The organism is Streptomyces sp. TAA486 (genome assembly GCF_000426165.1).
Map to the genome: position 1 here is coordinate 13,779 of NZ_AUEV01000015.1, position 20,786 is coordinate 34,564.

14 protein-coding genes are annotated in these 20,786 nt (G+C 70.8%); 7 read left to right on the forward strand and 7 right to left on the reverse strand.

The genetic code is table 11. The features are described from left to right. Positions 1-129: 129 nt before the first annotated feature. The 3 genes from I004_RS0120225 to I004_RS0120240 form a co-directional block, all read right to left on the reverse strand. Positions 130-1,695 carry a DUF5719 family protein gene (locus I004_RS0120225; protein WP_028436997.1) on the reverse strand — a complete coding sequence of 522 codons (1,566 nt, stop codon included), beginning with the start codon at positions 1,693-1,695 and terminating at the stop codon, positions 130-132. Next, on the reverse strand, positions 1,692-5,435 hold the full coding sequence (locus tag I004_RS0120230; RefSeq protein WP_028436998.1) for a glycosyltransferase family 2 protein: 3,744 nt from the start codon (positions 5,433-5,435) through the stop codon (positions 1,692-1,694). The genes I004_RS0120225 and I004_RS0120230 overlap by 4 nt, the downstream gene beginning before the upstream one ends. Positions 5,436-5,666: 231 nt before the next feature. Further along, on the reverse strand, positions 5,667-5,930 hold the full coding sequence (locus I004_RS0120240) for a WhiB family transcriptional regulator (RefSeq protein WP_028436999.1): 264 nt from the start codon (positions 5,928-5,930) through the stop codon (positions 5,667-5,669). Between the two features lie 684 nt (positions 5,931-6,614). On the opposite strand from I004_RS0120240, the gene I004_RS0120245 reads away from it, so the two are divergent. The 3 genes from I004_RS0120245 (at position 6,615) to I004_RS0120255 (ending at position 9,652) form a co-directional block, all read left to right on the forward strand. Continuing rightward, positions 6,615-7,139: a cysteine dioxygenase gene (locus I004_RS0120245; RefSeq protein ID WP_028437000.1), complete on the forward strand. Its 525-nt coding sequence runs from the start codon at positions 6,615-6,617 to the stop codon at positions 7,137-7,139. Positions 7,140-7,214: 75 nt separating this feature from the next. After that, positions 7,215-8,204, forward strand: a complete 990-nt coding sequence (gene cofD, locus I004_RS0120250; protein ID WP_028437001.1) for a 2-phospho-L-lactate transferase — start codon at positions 7,215-7,217, stop codon at positions 8,202-8,204. Beyond that, positions 8,201-9,652, forward strand: coding sequence for a coenzyme F420-0:L-glutamate ligase (locus I004_RS0120255; RefSeq protein WP_051345248.1), 1,452 nt, complete (start codon positions 8,201-8,203; stop codon positions 9,650-9,652). The genes cofD and I004_RS0120255 overlap by 4 nt, the downstream gene beginning before the upstream one ends. Positions 9,653-9,745: 93 nt before the next feature. On the opposite strand, the gene I004_RS0120260 is transcribed toward I004_RS0120255, so the two are convergent. The 3 genes from I004_RS0120260 to I004_RS0120270 form a co-directional block, all read right to left on the reverse strand. Continuing rightward, positions 9,746-10,654 (reverse strand): DNA-3-methyladenine glycosylase, encoded by a 909-nt coding sequence (locus I004_RS0120260; RefSeq protein WP_028437003.1) that lies wholly within the window; start codon positions 10,652-10,654, stop codon positions 9,746-9,748. Between the two features lie 112 nt (positions 10,655-10,766). Beyond that, entirely contained in the window at positions 10,767-11,849 is a 1,083-nt protein-coding gene (gene manB, locus I004_RS0120265; protein ID WP_028437004.1) for a mannose-1-phosphate guanylyltransferase, read from the reverse strand. Between the two features lie 277 nt (positions 11,850-12,126). Beyond that, positions 12,127-13,572 carry a peptidoglycan recognition protein family protein gene (locus tag I004_RS0120270; protein WP_028437005.1) on the reverse strand — a complete coding sequence of 482 codons (1,446 nt, stop codon included), beginning with the start codon at positions 13,570-13,572 and terminating at the stop codon, positions 12,127-12,129. Between the two features lie 173 nt (positions 13,573-13,745). On the opposite strand from I004_RS0120270, the gene I004_RS0120275 reads away from it, so the two are divergent. The 4 genes from I004_RS0120275 to I004_RS0120290 all read left to right on the forward strand — a co-directional run bounded on the left by I004_RS0120275 (position 13,746) and on the right by I004_RS0120290 (position 19,605). Beyond that, complete coding sequence (locus I004_RS0120275) at positions 13,746-14,504, forward strand: TIGR03089 family protein (protein WP_028437006.1); 759 nt, start codon at positions 13,746-13,748, stop codon at positions 14,502-14,504. A gap of 198 nt (positions 14,505-14,702) precedes the next feature. Continuing rightward, a complete protein-coding gene (locus tag I004_RS35030) occupies positions 14,703-16,013 on the forward strand; it encodes an LCP family protein (protein WP_078511509.1) in 1,311 nt (436 codons plus the stop codon). Positions 16,014-16,177: 164 nt separating this feature from the next. Then, positions 16,178-17,857: an LCP family protein gene (locus I004_RS0120285; RefSeq protein WP_028437007.1), complete on the forward strand. Its 1,680-nt coding sequence runs from the start codon at positions 16,178-16,180 to the stop codon at positions 17,855-17,857. A 212-nt stretch (positions 17,858-18,069) separates the two neighbouring features. Further along, positions 18,070-19,605, forward strand: coding sequence for an LCP family protein (locus tag I004_RS0120290; RefSeq protein WP_486580145.1), 1,536 nt, complete (start codon positions 18,070-18,072; stop codon positions 19,603-19,605). A 118-nt stretch (positions 19,606-19,723) separates the two neighbouring features. Here the strand turns inward: I004_RS0120290 and I004_RS0120295 are convergent, their stop codons facing one another. Next, positions 19,724-20,707 carry a glycosyltransferase family 2 protein gene (locus tag I004_RS0120295; protein ID WP_051345280.1) on the reverse strand — a complete coding sequence of 328 codons (984 nt, stop codon included), beginning with the start codon at positions 20,705-20,707 and terminating at the stop codon, positions 19,724-19,726. Positions 20,708-20,786 lie beyond the last annotated feature (79 nt).

Genomic DNA, 20,786 nt, shown 5'->3' on the forward strand with positions numbered 1-20,786 from the left:
CAGCGACGGATGTGACGTGCGACTCACCGGCCGCACGTCGGCGGTGCGGCCGTGGAACCGACGACGAACTCCCTTACCGCCGACGGAACGTGACCGGAATCGTCCGGGCCGTGGATCGGCCCGATGCCGTCAGTCGTTCAGTACGGACAGGTCCTGTCCGGAGCGGGGAACCAGCACCTTGCCGCGGTCGTCGGCCAGCGTCTGGATGGTGAACGCGGGCACCTTGCCCTTCTTCTCGTCCAGCATCCGCGAGGCGTACAGCTGCCCGCCCGAGAGCCGCTCGACGGTCACCGAGTAGGTGCCCTTCAGGCCCTTCGGCCGGGGCGGGGAGACGGACCTGGTCGTCTTGCCCTTGACCGTGTACGTCTGGCTGACCGGGCTGCCGCCCTTGCTGCCCGCCGACGCGGTCACGCGCACCTTCACCGCCCTGCCGGTCGCCATGAGCGAGAGCTGGGAGCCCTTCTCCTGGTTGTCGGCGGCGGTGGCACGGTCCGTGAGGGGCGCGGTGCCGGGGATGAAGGCCGTCTCCTGGTTCGAGCCCTTGCCCCGGGTCACGCGCGCCGCGGCGACCACCGGGGTCGCGCCGGCACCGCCCTCCGACGGCGTGAGGACGAGCGAACCCGCCTGGCCCTTGGTCAGGTCCTTCAGATCGACGGCGGTGAGCATGCCGCCGCGTACGTGCACCGTCTCGTGACCGGCCGGCGCAATCTGCCCCGACGGGCTCGCGAGCTTGACCTTCAGATCCGCGTCGTTCTCGCCCGGGGCGAGTACGACCAGCCGAACTGCCGTGGCGTCGCCGGGGATTCCGGGGAGCACCACGCTCGAGTCAGGGTCGGCGACGGACGACACCCAGTCGCCGCCTGCCTTCTCGTCCACCGCCTGCATCTGCGCACCCACGCGTCCGGCACGGGCCACGGCGTGGACGCCCACGTTGGTCAGCCGCTCGGACGTCAGCGTGGAGAGCAGCACCGGCACGGTCGAACGGGGCGGGACGGTGATGCCCTCACCCGCTTCGGAGCTCACCCGGCCCTTGTTCCCGTACAGGTTCAGGTCGACGACGGCGCTGGAGTCGTCGGGGTTGGTGAGGTGGACGTAGTCCTGCCGCTCCTTGGCTGTGCTCGCACCCGGGAACCAGAAGTCGGTGTCGGGCACGGAGCACGCGGTGCCCTGCATGCCGCGGCCGGCGCCGACCGCGACGTTCGTCGTCTGCTGGACCGTCCAGCCGGGCGCCACCCGGCCGTCGGCGGAACCGAACAGGGCGGAGGCGCTGGAGGAGTCCGAGTCGGCCGTGACGGGCTTGCCCGGCGTGCTCAGCGGAGCGAACGGCTTCGGATTCGGCTCGGGCTTCTTCTTGTCCTTGTCCCGGTTCTTGCCCTTGTCCTTGCCCTTGTCCTTGCCCTTGTCCTTGCCGCCGTCCCCGGACTCCGAGTCGCCGGTGTCCGCCTTCTCGGCGCGGTAGAGCTCGGCGCCGCCCTTCCCCTCGCCTCCCTTGGGTGCGAAGGCCGTGTACCGGGTCTCCGCGACGTCGGAGACGCTGGGCTGCGGGCAGACGAGCGTCGAACGCTCGACGGGCCTGCGTCCGGCCGCGGAGGTGCTGCCGAGGTCCTCACCGCCGGGGGCCGCGAGAGCGGCGACGCCTGTCAGTGCGGCGAGTGCCGTGGCCGCGCCGATGAGGGTCATGCTCGTGCGGTTCACTGCTGATCGCTCCTGTTGCCGTACCGCGGGTCGTAGCCGTACGGGTCGGCCTGACCGGTGCCCTCGTAGGCGTCGTACTGCTGCGCCGGGTAGGGGTCGTCGTACTGCTGCCCGTAGCCCTCGTCGTACTGCTGCCGCTCACCGCCGTAGGACTGCTGCTGCGGCTCGAACGGCGACGGGTCGTACGAGGCGTCGTAACCGGGCGACCCGTACTGCGAGTCGTAGGGCGACGGTTCGAACTGCCGCTCACCGTAGGACTGTTCGTAGTCGCCGCCGTAGCGCGCGCCGCTGTCGGCGTCCGCCGTGTAGGGCGCCTGAGCGGGAACGTCCGGAGTGTGTCGCGGGGCCTCGGGCACATTCGCGATACCGGGCTCGCCGGCCTCCGCGGCGCGTGCCGCCTCCGCAGCGGCGAGCCTCCGGGCCCGGCGGCCGCCTTCCGCTCCCTGCGCGGGCACGGCCGCGGCAGCCGTCTCCGGAAGGTCGTCGTCCACGCGGCGGCGCCGCCCGGGCAACGCGAGGACGACCGTCACGACCGCGAGGAAGCCCTGCAGCCAGACCCATGCGGTGTGCGTCGGGCTCGTCTCGTGAGTGACGTCCAGCCTTCCGCCGCCCGCCGGGAGTCGGAAGCCCTGCGCCCACCCGTCGACGGTGACCGTCTCCAGCGGCTTGCCGCCGAGGGTCGCCGTCCAGCCGGGGTCGGCGGCGTCGGCCAGGCGGAGGATCCGGCCGGACTCGCCCGGCCGCAGATCCGTGTGGACCTCCAGCGGCCCCGCCGGCACGGGGGTCGGGACGGCGGACTTGCCGCCCGCGCCGCCTGCCTTGTCCTTGTCCGTGGCCACCACGCTGGCGCGCGAGACCTGGCGGTCCACCCGCCACAGCGCGCTGCCGTCCTCCTGGCTGCGCCGTGTCAGCCCGGGCGTCGCATCCAGCACGCGGTTCATCTGCCGTGGCGCTCCGTCCCGCACGAGCACGTAGCGCACGGCGTAGCCGCCGAGCTGCTCACTCTGGTCGGCGCCGGAACCGGCGACGAGATTGGCGACCACCTTGGCGAGCCGCGCGTCGTCGCCGCCCGCTGCCGCCAGGTCGCCGTCGCCGAGCCTGGCTCCCGAGCCGCGCACGATCGAGTACGAGACGTCCGACGGGGAGCGCGACGCGTCGCCGGCCTTGCCGGAGAGCACCAGGGTCCGTGCCTGGTCGCTGGTCCGGCTCTCCTCCGCGACGAATGCCGGCACCTGCACCGGGTCGCGGCGCGTGAGCGGCCCGTCGGCGCCGCCCGCCATCCAGCCGACGGCTGCGACGAGCGGAGCGGCCACCGCCGCCGCGGCCACGATCGCCGCCGCGGGCTGCTTCCAGCCGAAGCTCTGTTCCGCGACGCGCTCCTTGGCGCCCTCCGCTCCCACGAGCGCCGCGCACAGCAGCGCGAGCCCGTAGACGAGCGTGGCGGGGCCGGCCCAGGCGACCGAGTTGGCGAGCGCCGCGTACAGCAGCCCGACCAGGGCCACGGCCCAGGCGGCGCGGATCGCGGGCTGCCGTTCGCCGCGCAGCAGGGCGGCCAAGGCCGCGAGCACGACACCGATCAGCAGCAGGCCCCCGGCCGCCCCGGGGCCGCCGGGGGTGAGGGTGAGCAGGCCGAGCGCGTCACCGGAGCCGGCGCCGTAGGGCAGACCGGCTTCGCGGAAGAATCCGGACGGGCTCATCAGCAGCGACAGCGACCATGGAGCCAGCAGCACCATCGGGGTCACGAGGGCGATGCCGTTGCGGATCGCCGTTCCTCGCCCGAGTCCGTCGGCCGCGGGACCCTCCAGGGTGTCCGCGAAGCCCAGTCGCCGCAGTACGAACAGCACGACGGTCACGGTCAGCGCGATCAGCCACACGATGGGCGTGAAGGCGGTCGTCAGCGTGAGGAGCAACGCGTAGCCCCACACGGTCCGCCAGCCCGGCGCGCCCCGCAGACCGCTCACGGCGAGGGCGGCGCGCGCCAGCAGCGGCAGCGTCACGGCCAGCACGGCCGTACCGATGCGGCCTCCTGCGAGCGCACCGGTCGCCGCGGGCAGGAAGGCGTAGGCGACGCTTCCCCAGGCGCGCAGCAGCCGGGACTCCACGAGGGGCCGCGAGGTGAAGTACGCGGTGAAGCCGGCCAGCGGCACCGAGAAGACCAGCAGCAGGGTCAGCGCGAAGCCGGTGCTGCCGAAGAAGACGGTGGCGACCATGGCCACGATCGCGAGGTACGGCGGCGCCGTCTGAGTGCCGCCGATGCCGACGGGATGCCAGCCGTCGACGTAGCGGCCCCACAGGTCCGAGACGTCCGCGGGCGCCGGCAGCAGCGCACCGCCGGCGAGCGCGCCGCTGCCCAGCAGCTCGCGGCAGGCGATGAGGGAGACCAGGAGCAGCACCGCGAAGAGCACAGGACCCGGCTTGCGGGCGATCTGCTTGAACCGCGCGAACTGCTCGACCTCCAGATAGTCCGCGTCGTCATCACCGGGACCCGACTCCACGGCGCCGTGCCTGCCGCCGGAGGACATGTCCGGTTCCGCACGTCCGCCGAAGTTGCTCGCGACCTGCTCGGCGGTGGCTCGCACGGTCGCCCCGGGCGGCGGGAAGAGGTGCCGCAGTTCGCTGTAGGGGACGGCGGGCCTGCCGCGCCTGCGGCGCGCGCCCATGAGCCGCCCCGGTCGCAGCAGCGTCCCGGTGAGGCCCCGCACTTCGTCGAGTGCCTGCCGGGGGACCTTGCCGACGAGATAGGCGAGCGTGCGCAACAACGTGCCGAGCACGAGGCGCAGCATCACCCAGACGAGCTTCGAGGAGGGCACGTTGGCCAGGAGCGTGTAGACGGCTCCGGCCTTGTCCACACGGTGCGGGCTGGCGCCGCCGCGCGCCCCGCGGCCGACGCAGTCGACGGGACGCCGCTCACGCGAGGCCGCCTCGGCATGCCGCACCACCGCGTCGGGGACGATCAGCACGCCGTGCCCGGCGGAGTGCGCCCGCCAGCACAGGTCGACGTCGTCACGCATCAGCGGCAGGTGCCGGTCGAAGCCGCCGAGCTCGTCGAAGACGTCGCGGCGGATGAGCATTCCGGCGCTGGAGACCGAAAGGACCGTCCGCACCTGGTCGTGCTGCCCCTGATCCTGCTCGCGGCGTTCGACGCCGGTCCAGCGGCGGCCGCTGTTCGCGATCGACACCCCGGCTTCCAGGAGCTGCCTGCGGTCGTACCAGCTGCGCAGCTTGGGACCGACGAGGGTGGCCTTCGGGTCGGCGTCGACGACCCTCAACAGCCGTGAGAGCGCGTCCGGTTCGGGAGAGCAGTCGTCGTGCAGCAGCCACAGCCAGTGGACGGGTTCACCGTGCGGCAGCTCCGGCATGTCGTACGCGTCGTCGCGCCAGGTGCGCGTGACCGGGTCCCAGCCGCTGGGGCGCTTCAGGTAGGGGAGGTCGTCTGGCGTCGGCACCCAGGCCGTGCGTGCGACCTCGTCGACGGCGGCGCCGAATCCGGTGCGGCGGGCCATGTGCAGCACCCGGTCGGGGCCGAGGGTCTCCGTGAGCAACTGCGCCGACTCGTCCGCGCTGCCGGTGTCTGCCGCCATGACGTCCTGGACGGGGCGCTCCTGCGAGAGCAGACCGGACAGCGCCTGGGGCAGCCACCTCGCGCCGTCGTGGGAGACGAGCACGGCGGTGACGACGTGCCGAGGGAACTCAGGTGTGGCCGCCTCGTACTGGGCCGCCGTATGGCTGTGCACGGACATCGGGGTGCGGGCCCCTCCCGGGGTACGGGGGGTGGTGATCCCCCCGAAGGACGCTGCGACGGACTCTCAGGCGCACCGCCCAGCGGGGAGCGGGGCGCCAAGGACGAGCCACACACTAACGGCTCAGTCCGCGCTGCCCATCCGGTCCTGCAACCTGTCGTACCACCAGGCGTACTTCTCGTCCGTAAAAGGAGTCCGCGACTGTACGGGCATTCGCCGCCCGCTAGTTGATCAGACAGCGGCCTTCTTCAGGCGGCGCCGTTCACGCTCGGACAATCCGCCCCAGATACCGAAGCGCTCGTCGTTCGCGAGGGCGTACTCGAGGCATTCGGAACGGACCTCGCAGGCGAGGCAGACCTTTTTCGCCTCCCTGGTGGAGCCGCCTTTCTCCGGGAAGAACGACTCGGGATCGGTCTGGGCGCACAACGCGCGTTCCTGCCAGCCGAGCTCCTCGTCAACCTCTTCGACCAGCACTTCCTGGAACAGCTCGGTCATGTGCGCCCCTCGTCCGTCTTTGCGTCCCCGTGATGCCGTCGTTATCGATCGCGGCTGAACAACACGTGTGAAATTACAAGTGTGCCGATCCGCGCCAGTCAAGCCGAGATCTGCTATTGGGTCCGTTATTCACTCTGCGGAACCAAGGGGAATCAGAAAGTGTTCATATCACCCTGAACCGTCCCATACGGTTCCGGTGGTCACCGTCCTCGACCCCACGGACCGGAATCTGCGGCTGCCGCCGGACGCATCGACCACCACCCGGCCGGGCAACCATGATCACGACCCGGTCACAGATGTACAACGACGTTCATGCGCACGGGTGTTGCGCCAGGTGTCCTCAATCCGGGGGGCACAAACCTTTGAGCGAACACGGCGACCGGATGTGATGAACCAGGCACGCCGGACGCGACGTCCGAGTTGACAGCGCCACGGGTCTCTCGGTCTCCTTGACCACATGCCAGTGACTCCCGAGCTCTTCACGGCCGCCACCACGCGGTCTCTTCGCGCTGCTCGCGTCGCCACGGGTCACTGCTGCTGTCGCTGTCGCTGCTGTTGAGAGACGTCTCTCCACCCGGCATCCCGGCCGCATCCGGCCGATCTTCCCGACCGGTCCCCGGTCGACCCCGGCACCTCGCCCGGCCACGCTCCGGGCTTCCCTTCAGCGCGAAAGACATCACCGACGTGAACAGCGACATCGAGATCGCGGGCGACCCGCTCGCCCTCCCCCACCTCATGCCGCCGGCCCCCGGCCACCCCTCCACCGTCGCGGGCTTCGCCGGAATGGCACGCACGATCGCCGCCGACCGGCCCGGCTGGCGGCCGCTGGTGCGGTACGACCCGGCCACGCGCTGGTACCACCGGCTGCGCACCGGCCCCGGCTACGAGGTGTGGCTGCTGAGCTGGCTGCCCGGACAGGGCAGCGGACGCCACGACCACGGGCCGTCCTCCGGCGTGTTCACCGTCCTCGAGGGTGAACTGACCGAACACGCGGGCGGGGTCGCCCGCACGCTGCGCCCCGACGACTTGCGCGCGTTCGCGCCCGGTTATGTGCACGAAGTCGTCAACCTGAGTCTGCTTCCGGTCGTCAGTCTGCACATCTACTTCCCGGGGCTGACCGAGATGCCGATGCGACCTCCCCACTCCGGTACAGGAGTTGCCGATGTCGCGGCGTGCACCGCGGCACCGGCGTCCCCGCCCGCCGGCTGAGCGACCGCCTGCGGCCCGCCCGTCGACGGTGACCGCCCTGCTGTTCGAGTGCTGTCTGCTGACACACTGGTCCGCATGGAGCGGATCGTGGTTCTGGCCGGGGGCATCGGTGGTGCCCGATTTCTGCGCGGACTGAAGTCCGCAGCGCCCGATGCGGACATCACCGTCATCGGCAACACCGGTGACGACATCCACCTGTTCGGGCTGAAGGTCTGTCCCGACCTCGACACCGTGATGTACACGCTCGGCGGCGGCATCAACGAGGAGCAGGGCTGGGGCCGTGCCGACGAGACATTCGCGGTGAAGGACGAGTTGGGCGCCTACGGCGTGGGCCCCGGGTGGTTCGGGCTCGGCGACCGCGACTTCGCGACCCACATCGTCCGTACGCAGATGATGAGCGCCGGCTACCCGCTCAGCGCGGTCACGGAGGCGCTGTGCTCCCGCTGGCAGCCGGGCGTGACGCTGCTGCCGATGACGGACGACCGCGTCGAGACACACGTACTGATCGACACCGCGGACCTGGACGAGGCACCGGGCGACGGGGGCGAGAGCCGCAAGGCGATTCACTTCCAGGAGTACTGGGTGCGGCTGCGCGCAAAGGTCGACGCGCACGCGGTCGTTCCCGTGGGCGCCGAGAGCGCCAAGCCCGGCCCCGGGGTGCTCGACGCCATCGCGCAGGCGGACGTCATTGTCTTCCCGCCGTCCAACCCCGTGGTCAGCGTGGGCACGATCCTCGCCGTGCCCGGGATCAGGGAGGCCATCGCCGAGGCCGGTGTGCCGGTCGTCGGACTGTCGCCGATCGTCGGTGACGCGCCCGTGCACGGCATGGCGGACAAGGTGCTCGCCGCGCTCGGCGTCGAGGCCACCGCCGCCGCCGTCGCACAGCACTACGGCAGCGGCCTCCTGGACGGCTGGCTCGTCGACACCGTCGACGCCGGTTCGACGCAGGCCGTGGAGGACGCCGGAATCCGCTGCCGTGCCGTCCCGTTGATGATGACCGACACGGAGGCGACGGCCGCGATGGCGCGTGAAGCGCTCGCGCTGGCGGCAGAGGTGGGGGCATGACGAGAGGCACCGGCAGCGCGCGGTCCGGGCTCGACGGCGGTCGGAGAACGCCCGCGTACCGGGTGTGGGCGCTGCCCGGCATCCCCGAAGTGCGGCCCGGCGACGACCTGGTGAAGCTCATCGTCGACGCCGTGACAGGGCCGGAGGAGCCTCCGGAGGCGGCCGGCGAGGCAGCGGACGGGCCCGGCGCTCACGGCCTCGCCGAAGGCGACGTACTGGTCGTCACGTCGAAGATCGTGAGCAAGGCCGAGGGGCGCGTCGTGCCGGCCGACGACCGCGAGGCCGCCATCGACGCGGAGACCGTGCGGGTCGTCGCACGCCGCGGTCCCGCGCGGATCGTGGAGAGCCGGCACGGCTTCGTGATGGCGGCAGCAGGCGTCGACGCCTCCAACACCCCCAAGGGGACAGTGCTGTTGCTGCCCGAGGACCCGGACGCCTCGGCCCTGCGGATCCGCGAGGGACTGCGGGACGCGCTGGGCATCGACGTCGGCGTGGTCGTCACCGACACATTCGGACGGCCGTGGCGCGAGGGGCAGACCGATGTGGCCATCGGTGCGTCCGGCGTGCGCGTCCTGGAGGATCTGCGCGGCGGCGTCGACACCTTCGGCAATCCGCTCGGCGTCACCGTCACCGCGGTGGGGGACGAACTGGCGGCGGCGGGCGAACTCGTCAAGGGCAAGGCGGACGGCCTGCCGGTCGCCGTGGTGCGCGGGCTCCCGCAACATGTCCTGGAGCGTGAGGAGTTCACGGATTCCGGGGACTCCGCCAACTCCACCAGTACGGAGGGGGCCACCTCGGCGCGGGCGCTGGTGCGGAACGCCGCGCAGGACATGTTCCGGCTGGGCACCTCGGAGGCCGTACGGGAGGCGCTCGCGCTGCGCCGGACCGTACGCGAGTTCACGTCCGAGCCGGTGGACGGCGGCTCGGTGCGCCGTGCCGTCGACGCGGCGGTGACGGCTCCGGCTCCGCACCACACGACCCCGTGGCGCTTCGTGCTGCTGGAGTCACCGGAGTCCCGGCTGCGGCTGCTCGACGCGATGCGCGAGCAGTGGATCGCGGACCTGCGTGCGGACGGCAAGAGCGAGGAGAGCATCGCCAAGCGGGTCCGGCGCGGCGACGTGCTGCGCAACGCGCCCTATCTCGTGGTGCCTTGCCTCGTGGCCGACGGTTCGCACGACTACCCCGACGCGCGGCGCTCCGCGGCCGAGCGGGAGATGTTCGTGGTCGCGTGCGGCGCGGGCATCCAGAACTTTCTTGTGGCGCTCGCCGGTGAGCAGCTGGGCTCGGCCTGGGTCTCCTCGACGATGTTCTGCCGGGACGTCGTACGTGACGTGCTCGGACTCCCCGGCGACTGGGACCCGATGGGCGCCGTGGCTGTGGGACACGCGGCGGCACCGCCGCGGCAGCGGCCGCCGCGGGACGGCGGCGACTTCGTCGAGGTGCGCTGAGGCGGCCTGAGGCCGGGTGCCCCCGGGCGGCACCGCCCCGACCGGGGCGCGGGAGGGCATTCGTGGCCTCGGGTCACACGCGGGCCGTCCGGCTCACAGCCGGGCGATGTTCCCGATGGGGAAGCGCGGCTGACGCCGCGGTTGTGCCCGTCCGGCGAGCAGGATGAGACGTGCCGCGCGGTGTCTTTGTCCCTCGTACGGGGCCAGTAGTTCCAGCATCCCGGCGTCGTCGGTGTCACGGGCGCCGGTGAGCGAATAGCCGATGATGCTCGGCATATGGAGGTCCCCGACCGTCAGTGCGTCGGGGTCGCCGTTGCTGCGCTGGATGGTCTCGGCCGCGGTCCACGGGCCGATGCCGGGGATGAGCTGGAGCCGCCGCATCGCCGCGGCCAGGTCCATCGCCGCCGCCTCCTCCATGCGCGGCGCGCGCTGGGCGGCGCGTATGACGGTGGCGGAGCGCTTGCTGTCCACTCCGGCGCGGTGCCATTCCCAGGAGGGGATGCGGCACCAGGTGCGTGCGTCCGGCATGACATGGAGGTTCTCGTGCGGACCGGGAGCGGGCTCCCCGTACCGCCGCACCAGGATCCGCCACGCGCGGTGCGCCTCGTGGGTCGTCACCTTCTGCTCCAGCACCGACGGGATCAGGGCCTCCATGACCAGTCCGGTCCGCGGCAGCCGGAGCCCGGGATGGCGCCGGTGCGCCTCCCTCGTCAAGCGGTGGTGGGCGACGAACGCTGACGGATCGTCGTCCGCGCCGAGCAGCGCGGGCAGCTGTTCGAGGCTCCACTCGCCGCCCGGTCCCCAGGCCTCGGCCCGTACGGATGACCCCGCGGCGCCAGCCGTGATGCGCAGGGTCGCGGGGCCCGCGGGTGTGCGGGTCGCCCGCCAGACCGCGTCGCCTTCGATGCGGTAGCAGGGGTCGTACGGTCCGCGCCGCAGCACGCGCAGATTGCTCCGCAGGTCGTACGACGGGGGCGCGGTCCAGGTACGGGTGGCTGACACGCCCGACAGCGTATGCGCGAGGCGGGCGGCGCATCCCGGCCGGGGCAGAACCCGGCATCAGGCGCACGGAGCCGGCCGGGCGGCGGTCACCGCTGGACCCGGCGCGCAGCGGCTACTGATCGGAGGAGAAGCGCACCGCGCCCGCCGGAATGCGCGCACCGCACCACACGCGGATGCCGTCCCGCAGTTCGTTGCGCTCGCCGACCACGGCACCGTCACCGACGACGGCACCGTCGAGCACGGTTCCGGAGCCGATGCGGGCACCGGCGCCGATCAGGGAGTCCCGCACCTGGGCCCCGTCCTCGATGACGGCCCCGTCGAGCACGGTCGTTCCGTCGACGCGGGCGCCGGCGCCGATCGTGGCCCCCGCGCCGACGACCGTCCCGCCCGACAGTTTGGCGTCGGGGGCGACGCGCGCCGTCTCCAGCACGAGCCGGTCGCCGCAACGCCCAGGAACCGCAGGCGAGGGGGCCTTGCCGAGTACGAGATCGGCGGAGCCACGTACGAACGCCTGAGGGGTGCCCAGGTCGAGCCAGTACGTGGAGTCGACCATGCCCTGAAGGTGGGCGCCGTCGGCGAGCAGACCGGGGAAGGTCTCGCGCTCGACCGAGACGGGCCGGCCCTCAGGGACGGCGTCGATCACCGAGCGGTCGAAGACGTACGCGCCCGCGTTGATCTGATCGGTGACGATCTCCTCCGGCGTCTGCGGCTTCTCCAGGAACGCGGTGACGCGGCCGTCGTCGTCCGTCGGCACCAGCCCGTACGCACGCGGATCGTCGACCCGGGTGAGGTGGAGCGAGACATCGGCCCCGGTGCGGGTGTGTGTGGCCACGAGTTCGCCGATGTCGAGGCCGGTGAGGATGTCGCCGTTGAAGATCAGCACCGGATCGGAAGGCGCCGAGCTCAGCCGGGACGCGACGTTGCGGATGGCTCCGCCGGTGCCGCGCGGCTCCTCCTCCGTGACGTACTCCAGGTGCAGCCCCAGCTGTGAGCCGTCACCGAAGTACGGCTCGAAGACCTCCGCCAGATAGGACGTCGCCATCACCACGTGCTCCACACCGGCCGCGCGTGCCCTCGCCAACTGGTGGGCGAGGAAGGGGACGCCCGCCGCCGGCACCATCGGCTTCGGCGTGTGCACGGTCAGCGGGCGCAGCCGGGTGCCCTTGCCCCCGACCAGGAGGATCGCTTCTGTCAACGGTTCTTCTTCGCTTCCTGACCGACGGAGAGGGCGTGAGCCGGGTGGTCGGCGGTCAGTTTATGCAGCGTCATGGGGCCGCGGTGCCGGATGTCCTCAGGGCCTCGGCCCCATGACGCCGGCACCGGCGTGCCGGGTTCCGCGGCGGAACTGCCGGACTCCGCGGCGGAACGGGGACGGCGCGGAGCCGGCAGCGCACCGGTGTCAGTCGCCCTGTCAGAGCCCGTGTCTGTGGACGTGTCAGAAGACTGTCGGTGAGGGCGGTCGGGGAGCCATGTCAGCGGCGGCCCTGGAGCCGTCCCGCCTCGGTCCGGACGGCGGGGAGTTCGGCGTAGAGCTTCTCGCCGGGGCACTCGGTGGTGAACCCGTCACGGTGCCCCGGGACGGCGTTGAACGTCACCTTGCTGCCCCGCTTGTGCTTGGTGCCGCCCTCGGATGTCAGCGTCACCTTGCCGCTCGCGTCGACGCCGTGGACGCCGAGCTTCCAGGCCGTCAGTTTCGCCAGTGCGTCCTTCGCGGCCTTCGAGGGCACGGCCTTGGTGTACGTGCCGAGGACGGCGATCCCCGTGGTGTCGGTGTTGAAGCCCAGCGTGTGAGCTCCCGTCACGGGCTTGGCCACCCCGCCCGCGCGGCCCTCGTAGATCTTGCCGCACTTGTCGACGAGGAAGTTGTATCCGAGATCGCGCCAGTGGCTGCTCTTGACATGGAAGCGGTAGATGCCGCGGATGATCGCCGGCACGTCCGCGCAGTTGTAGTCGTTCGTCTCGGCCGAGTGGTGGACGAAGGCCGCCTTGGTGGTCCTTCCGTAGGGGAACTCCTGCTCGCGCATGCTCTCGTCCGCGCCCCAGCCCTTGCGGGTGATGATCTGCGGGCGCGGTCCGATGTGGGTGTCCTCCGCGCGGTCCTTCTTCGACGGGGTGGCGTCCGCCGCGTCGTCTCCGTAAGTGGAGCGTGTGTCGGCCCTGGTGAGCGCCGGGAGTACTCCGCCGGGACGCTTCGCGGGGTCCTCCTCGCGCGCCCCGTCGCCGGAGCGGCGTCCGGCACCGTCGGCCTTCCCGGGGTGGACGAGTTCCAGACGCGCGCCCTTGGGCAATGTCGTCTCGCGCGCCTCCTGGGCTCCCGACCTGTCTCCGGGACTCCCTCCCTCCGCGTCCGGCACGATCCGCATGCGTACCGCAGTGGAGTCCCCGACCCACATGGGGGCGGTGGCGCCCAGTGCCTTCTCTCCCCTGCGGCTCCGCTCCCCCTGTGAGGGGCTGCCGTCGCCGTGCGCGTTCAGCGTCCGCCAACCTGTCCACTTCTTCGTGGCGGACGAACGCGTCTGCACCTGGATCCGTCCCGGCGGTACGGCACCGGGGTCCTCCCAGACCACGCCCACCAGCGAGAACGGCCGCACCTTCCGGGAGGCCACGCGTCTCCCGCCCGAAGAGTCGTCCTCCCACGCGGAGAGCAGTTCGTCACCGGCGCGGGTGCCGCCGCCGGAGGCCCGCAGCGTGAGCGACTGGGTGCTGCCGGGGACCGAGCCGTTGCCTTCCGCGGTGGCCGCGCGGCTTCCGCTGCCCACGGCACCGGGCCCGCGGGCGGCGAGTGGCGGTGCGGCGTCATCGGCTGAGGTCGAGTGCTTGCCGTTCAGCATGGAGTCGGCGGACTCGGTGGGCGCGAGCGGCAACAGCAGAGCTCCTGCACACGCGACACCGATCGAGGTGACTAGTAGTGCTCGCATGACGCGATCGTGCACATAGGCATAGTTATCTGTCCATTCGGGACAAAATGGTGCAGCTGATGCTCCGTCCGATACCCCTGGTCACACTCCGTCAGCACGACGTGGAGCCCACCGCAAGGCTCCGCACCACCCGCCGGCAAAGGGGCACCTGGCCGCCCGCGTACGCTTGCCGGGTGAGCATTCCCCCACGCACCCCCGCCGACCTGCTCCGTTCCGCACTCGAGCAGGATCCCGGGCGTCCGCTGGTGACCTTCTACGACGACGCCACCGGCGAACGCGTCGAGCTCTCCGTCGCCACCTTCGCCAACTGGACGTCGAAGACCGCGAACCTGCTCCAGGACGAACTGGCCACCGAGCCGGGCGACCGGCTGGCGCTGCTGCTGCCGGCGCACTGGCTCACGGCCGTCTGGCTGCTGGCCTGCTCCTCCGCCGGAGTCGTCGCCGACGTGCAGGGCGACCCGACGGCCGCGTCGATCGTCGTGAGCGGCCCCGACTCCCTGGAGGCGGCGCACGGCTGCGGCGGCGAGCGTGTCGCGCTGAGCCTGCTTCCACTCGGGGCGCGCTTCCCGCAGCCGCCGGAGGGCTTCCTCGACTACGCGGTAGAAGTACCGGGCCAGGGCGACCAGTTCATGCCGTACACGCCCATCGCCCCGGGCGACCCCTTCATCGTTCCTCCCGGCGGGCAGAGCGCCCTCACCGGAGGCGAAGCCGTCGAGCGCGCGCTGGCGGACGCGGAGTCGCTCGGCCTGGAGCCAGGCTCGCGGGTGCTCTCCCTGCGTCCGTACGACAGCTGGGAGGGGATCAGCGGCGGACTGCTGGCCCCCCTGGCGGTCGGCGGATCGGTCGTACTGGTCCGCAACTCCGCGGGTCCGGACGCCGCTGCCCTGCGCAAACGCGCCGAGGACGAGCGCGTCACCCACACCATCGACTGAGCGGGGACTGCGACCCGCGTCTCCTCCCGGCCCGGCTCGGCACGGTCAGCGATGATCGTCACTATTCAGTAGTGATCAGCAGCGATCAGCCATGCGTACAACCTTGTACAGGTTTCGGGCGTCTGCCTACCTGACCGGCGCCCTCACGCCTGTACGCGTCCCGCACGCGCCGCCGAGACCACGAGGGATGACGCAGACGTGACCGACTCCGGGACCGACGACGACAGAGCAACCGAGAACGGCACCACAGTCACCGCGACCGCACGGACCCCCGCCGCCGACACCGTCGAGCCCCCCGCCGGCAGGCGCCGACGCTGGCTGCGCACGGCCGCGGTGGGCTCCTCCGTACTCGTACTCGCCGCGGCCGGCCTCGGCTGGACCCTCTACAACAGACTCGACGGCAACATCCGCACGGACCTCGGCACCGAACGGGAACTCAAGCGGTATGAGGCACAGCGGCCCGAACCCTCCACCGGCAAGGCCGAGAACATCCTGCTCCTCGGCTCCGACAGCCGGCGCGGCGGCAACAGCAGATACGGACACGACGAGGGCGGGCAGCGGTCCGACACCGCGATCCTCCTGCACGTCGCGGCGGACCGGCACAGTGCGACCGGCGTCTCGCTGCCCCGCGACCTGATGGTGAGCATCCCGGCGTGCAGCGGCCGGGACGGCGGCCGTACGAAGGCACGCTTCGCGCAGTTCAACACGGCCTTCGAGACCGGCGGCGCCGCCTGCACCATCCGCACCGTCGAATCCCTCACGGGCCTTCGCGTGGACCATCACCTCGTGCTCGACTTCACCGGCTTCAAGTCGCTGGTCGACCGGGTGGGCGGCGTGGAGGTCTGCCTTCCGGGCGCGGTGCGCGACCGCGACGCCAAGCTCGAACTCCCCGCGGGACGCCAGACCCTGGGCGGCGAGGACGCCCTCGGTTACGTACGCGCCCGGCACGGACTCGGAAACGGCAGCGACACCGACCGCATGAGCCGGCAGCAGCAGTTCCTCGGCTCGCTCGTGAAGAAGGTCCGCAGCAACGGTGTGCTGCTCAATCCGGCGAAGCTCTATCCCGTGCTTCACTCGGCGACGTCGGCGCTCACCGCGGACCAGGGGCTCGATTCCCTGGGTGAGCTGTACGAACTCGCCCGCGGCGTACGGGACATCCCCGAGGAGCAGGTGCGCTTCCTGACCGTCCCGCGGCAGTCGTACAGGCTCGATCGGAACCGCGACGAGCTCGTCCAGCCGGACGCCGACCGCCTCTTCGCGCAACTGCGCGCGGACCGTGCCGTGCGGGTCGGCGGGCGGCCCGGGGAGAACCGGAAAGCAGGACAGGAGGACGCCGGGACCACACAAAGCCCTGCTCCGGGGAGCAGGAACCAAGCCGCGGCGAACGCCGTCAGAACCTCGGTGCACAAGGGGCCGGAAAGCCCCGCACCGGGCGGCAGCGACGGGCCGGAGGATCCGGCGCCCGTATACCGCGGAACGACAGCGGCGCGAGATGTCTGTCGTACATGACATCTCCACCGTCCGCCGCGCTGGGAATGGGGCGAATTGACCACTTCTGAGCTCGTTGAATTTGTCACCGCCGTCGCTCGGCGCCGAAACTGCCGGATAGTGTGGCCGCTCCGGTCCGCCCCGACAGGGCGGCGCCAGGCGGCAAATGGAGGACTTACGCAATCGTGAACGCGCAAGGCCGTGGACCCGCGGGTGACGTCGATCCCGCGGATCAGTGGGTGTTCGATCCGAGCACCGGCAGCTACAAGCTGCGACTGAATCCAGTCGCCGGCAACTCCCGGAGTTCGTCGGCCAGCAGCCGTCCCGACGCGTCGCGCCCGAGGAGAGCCTCCGCTGCCGAGGAGGCGGAACCGCGGCTCCCCTCGCAGCGCCGCCGCGACCGCTCGCAGCCGCCGCCACCAGCCGTCGGCCACGGCCGCCGCAAGCGCAAGCCGGGCCTGTCGAGGAAACAGAAAGTCCTGCGCTGGAGCGCCGGGACCCTGGGTTTCATACTGGTCGCCGGGGGCATCGGGGGCTACTTCCTCTACGACCACTTCAACGGGAACATCAGCAAGGTCGACGTCGGCAAGAGCAATGCCGCGGTAACCGACGGCCCGGTGAACATACTCGTCCTCGGCACCGACTCCCGTGAGGGAAAGGGCAACAGCGGCTACGGCGACAACGCGAGCGTCGGCCACGCCGACACCACGTTCCTCTTCCACGTCTCCAAGGACCGCACCAACGCCACGGCCCTGTCCATTCCGCGCGACATGATGACGGATATCCCGAACTGCCCCACGAAGCAGAAGGACGGCTCGACGAAGTCCATTCCGGGCCAGCAGAACGTGCGGTTCAACACCAGCCTTGGTCAGTCCGGACGTGACCCCGGCTGCACCTGGCGGACGGTCGAGAAGATGACCGGCGTGAAGATCAACCACTTCATGATGGCCGACTTCAACGCGGTCAAGGAGCTCTCCAGCGCCGTCGGCGGCGTGCAGGTGTGCACCGCGAAGCCCATCAACGACCCGAAGTCCCATCTGAACCTCGATGCCGGCAAGCACACGGTCAAGGGCGAGCAGGCCCTGGCCTTCGTACGCACCCGGAAGTCGATCGGCTTCGGAAGCGACCTGGACCGCATCAAGCTCCAGCAGCAGTTCCTCAGCTCGATGATCCGCAAGATGAAGTCCGGTGACACTCTCTCCGACCCGTCGAAGCTCTTCAGCCTGGCCAACGCCATGACCAAGGCGCTGACCGTCGACACGGGCATCGGCACCGTCGGGAAGCTGACCGACCTCGCCAAGGATCTTCAGCGGGTGAACGTCAAGAACATCACCTTCGCCACCGTCCCGGTCGTGGACAACCCTGACGACCCGGCAACCGTCGTACTGGACGAAGCGAAGGCAGGGCCTCTCTTCAAGATGGTGCAGGCGGACAAGTCGCTCTCCAAGACGAAGAAGGGTGCCGGAGGGAAGGAGCCGTCCAAGGCGAAGAAGGTGCCGGCGTCCCAGGTGCGCGTGGACGTGCGCAACGGCGGAGGCCCGGTGGGCGCGGCCCAGGAGACGGTGGACTGGCTGCAGAACCAGAAAGGCGTGGGGCTCTCGACCAACGCCGGCAACGCCTCGTCCCAACTGTCCAAGACCAGGTTGGAGTTCTCCTCCAGCCAGGCCGGACAGGCAGCAACCCTCGCCGAGATGATGGGTCTGCCGAAGTCGGCTCTGAAGCAGACCTCGAGCGCCGGCAAGTCCATGCAGCTCACGCTGGCCAAGGACTTCACCAAGGCGGGAGAACCGGTCTCGGCACCTGAGAAGGCGCCGGACGGCGTCCAGAACGTCAAGGCGAACGACAAGAAGGTCTGTGCGAAGTGACGTACGTGCCCTGGGGCGCCCGGCCGGGCGCCCCAGGGCAGGCACACACCGCGCGGGGACGGAAACGGGGAGGACCCGTGCGGCAGCACGACGGCACGAGAGGTGACCGGGGGATGCAGGGCGGCTCGCCTGTGCGCGACCGCCGGTGGGATGCGCAGTACGGGCGCGTGCCGCACCAGCGACAGCGGTACTCACAGACAGGCGGCGGCGGAATGAATCCAGGTGACTACGGCGGCGGGGACGAGGGCGGCGACAGTCCCCGTCCCCGCAAGAAGAGACGTGTCCTGAAGTGGTTCACCATCTGCCTGTCGCTGCTGATACTCGCCACCGCCGGAGCGGGCTACTTCTATATAGAGCATCTGAACGGCAACCTCGGCAAGGACATCCTCAACCTCGGCGACAGCAAGCTGGACAAAAGCAACCCGAACGCCGCCGGCCAGACCCCCATGAACATCCTCCTTCTCGGATCGGATTCACGGCAGTCCAAGAAGAACGTCGAGCTCGGCGGCGCGAGGGGCGACGGCGACCGGCCGCCCCTCGCCGACGTGCAGATGCTGCTGCACGTCTCGGCCGACCGCAGCAACATCTCGGTCGTCTCCGTGCCGCGTGACACCAAGGCCACGATCCCCAAGTGCACGGACCCGGACGACCAGAAGGTCTACGAGGAGACGACCGACAAGATCAACACCAGCCTCCAGCACGGCGGTCCCGGCTGCACCGTGGCCACCTGGGAGGAGATGACCGGCATCCCGGTCGACCACTTCATGATGATCGACTTCGCCGGTGTGGTCTCCATGGCGGACGCGGTGGGCGGCGTGCCCGTCTGCGTCGACAAGAACGTCTACGACCGGCAGTCCAAGCTCCGTCTGAAGAAGGGCAACTCCGTCGTACGCGGCGAGCAGGCCCTGCACTGGCTGCGTACCCGCCACGGCTTCGGTGACGGCAGCGACATAGGCCGCGCCCGCGCCCAGCACATGTACATGAACTCGATGGTCCGCCAGCTCAAGGCCGGGACGAAGCTCTCCGACCCCGGCAAGATGCGCGACCTGGCCGAGGCCGCAACCAAGGCGCTCACGGTCGACGAGGGCCTGGCCAGCGTGAAGAAGCTCTACGACCTCGGCAACGAACTCAAGCGCGTGCCGACCAAGCGCATCACCATGGCGACGATGCCCTGGCAGTACGCCCCCGGCGGCTACGTCGTGCCGAAGAAGGGCGACGCCGACCACACCTTCTCGCTCATCCGCAACGACATCGCCCTGGACGGCAAGGACAAGAAGAAGGCCAAGGCGAAGAAGCCCCAGCCGACCGAGCCGTCCGCGCCAAAGGCGGACATCCCCGTACGGGTGATGAACGGCACCGGAAGCGCGCTCCAGCCCCCTGTGTCGGGCCGTGCCGGCGTCATCTCCGAGGAGCTGGGACGCAGGGGCTTCGCCCAGGCGACCGCCGACCAGACCCCCAAGTCCCAGGCGGACACCACGATCAGCTACCAGCGCGAGGACGAGCGCGGCAACGCCCTGGCGGTCGCCAAGGCCATCGGGCTGCCCGAGAGCGCCGTCAAGCACTCCAGCGGGGTGCAGGGCGTGACGCTGGTGATCGGCGGCGACTGGCGTGAGGGCAACGTCTTCCCGAAGGACGCCGGAGGCGGCTCCGGGAAGAAGCAGGAGAACAAGGCGCCCGACAGCGCCGATGCCCTGCGCGGTGACAACGACAAGGCGTGCATGGAGGTCAATCCGGCGAACGTGTGGTGACCCGGCCGGCGGCCGCGTGAGCCGGCACCGGCGCCGTGAGTCACCCACCGCGGAGCGACAGAAGAACAACATGAGAGGGGGGCAGCCGCTTCGGCGGCTGCCCCCCTCTCATATGGCTTCAGTTCGTGGCCGGAACGGGCTCCCTGCGGGACGCGATCACCTTGCGCGCGAGCTTGCGCGGGCTCGTCAGAAAGCCCCAGCCCCACGACATGTGCATGGTGGTCAGCGCGACGGGAATCCACGCACGGCTCTTCACCGGCAGCCCCTTGCCCGCGGGCAGCGAACCGAGGACGACGGCCGCCAGATAGCCGGCGGGAATCACGAAGCCCAGCGGCAGCCCCGCCAGGCCGGCCGCCGTGCCCACGGCGATCGCGCACACGGCCGCGGGCGGCGCGAGATAGCGCAGATTGATCGAGCCGGGATGGTAGCGCGCGACGACGTGGCGCCAACGCCCGTAGTTCCGGTACTGCTTGGCCAGCGCGCGGACACTCGGCCGCGGGCGGTACTCGACCTTCAGCTCCGGCGAGAACCAGACGAGGCCGCCGGCCTCACGGATCCGGAAGTTCAGCTCCCAGTCCTGAGCACGTATGAACTCCTCGTTGTAGCCGCCCTGTTGCTCCAGCACGTCACGCCGGAACACCCCGAGGTAGACGGTCTCGGCCTCGCCCGCCTGCCCGCCGGTGTGGAAGGCCGCGTTGCCCACGCCGATCTTCGACGTCATGGCGGCGGCGACGGCCCGCTCCCAGTCGTTCTCACCCTCGGCGTGCATGATGCCGCCGACGTTGGAGGCGCCGGTCTCCGACATCAGCCGCACCGCAGTGGCGATGTATCCGGGCGAGAGCATCCCGTGCCCGTCCACGCGCACCACCACCGGATGCCGGGACGCCTTGATGGCGGCGTTCAGCGCCGCGGGCGTGCGGCCGCTCGGGTTGGGGACCGTGTGGACGCGTGAATCCTCGGCGACCAGCTCAGCCGCGATCTCGTCCGTGCGGTCCTCGGAGGGCCCGAGAGCGATGACGACCTCCAGCTCTCCGTCGTACTCCTGCTGGAGGATGTGCTTGACGGAGCTGCGCAGGTGCCGTTCCTCGTTGAGGACCGGCATGATCACCGAGACCGCGGGCAGCTCCGATCCCGTGGAAGTCCTATCAGTCACGCGTTCACGTTACCGCGCCCGTTGAGGG

Excerpts from the sequence above, each read along its gene's own strand:
- I004_RS0120230 (WP_028436998.1), bottom strand. The coding sequence starts at position 5,435 with ATGTCCGTGCACAGCCATACGGCGGCCCAGTACGAGGCGGCCACACCT.
- I004_RS0120240 (WP_028436999.1), bottom strand. The coding sequence starts at position 5,930 with ATGACCGAGCTGTTCCAGGAAGTGCTGGTCGAAGAGGTTGACGAGGAG.
- cofD (WP_028437001.1), top strand. The coding sequence starts at position 7,215 with ATGGAGCGGATCGTGGTTCTGGCCGGGGGCATCGGTGGTGCCCGATTT.
- I004_RS0120255 (WP_051345248.1), top strand. The coding sequence starts at position 8,201 with ATGACGAGAGGCACCGGCAGCGCGCGGTCCGGGCTCGACGGCGGTCGG.
- I004_RS0120270 (WP_028437005.1), bottom strand. The coding sequence starts at position 13,572 with ATGCGAGCACTACTAGTCACCTCGATCGGTGTCGCGTGTGCAGGAGCT.
- I004_RS0120290 (WP_486580145.1), top strand. The coding sequence starts at position 18,070 with ATGAATCCAGGTGACTACGGCGGCGGGGACGAGGGCGGCGACAGTCCC.
- I004_RS0120295 (WP_051345280.1), bottom strand. The coding sequence starts at position 20,707 with ATGCCGGTCCTCAACGAGGAACGGCACCTGCGCAGCTCCGTCAAGCAC.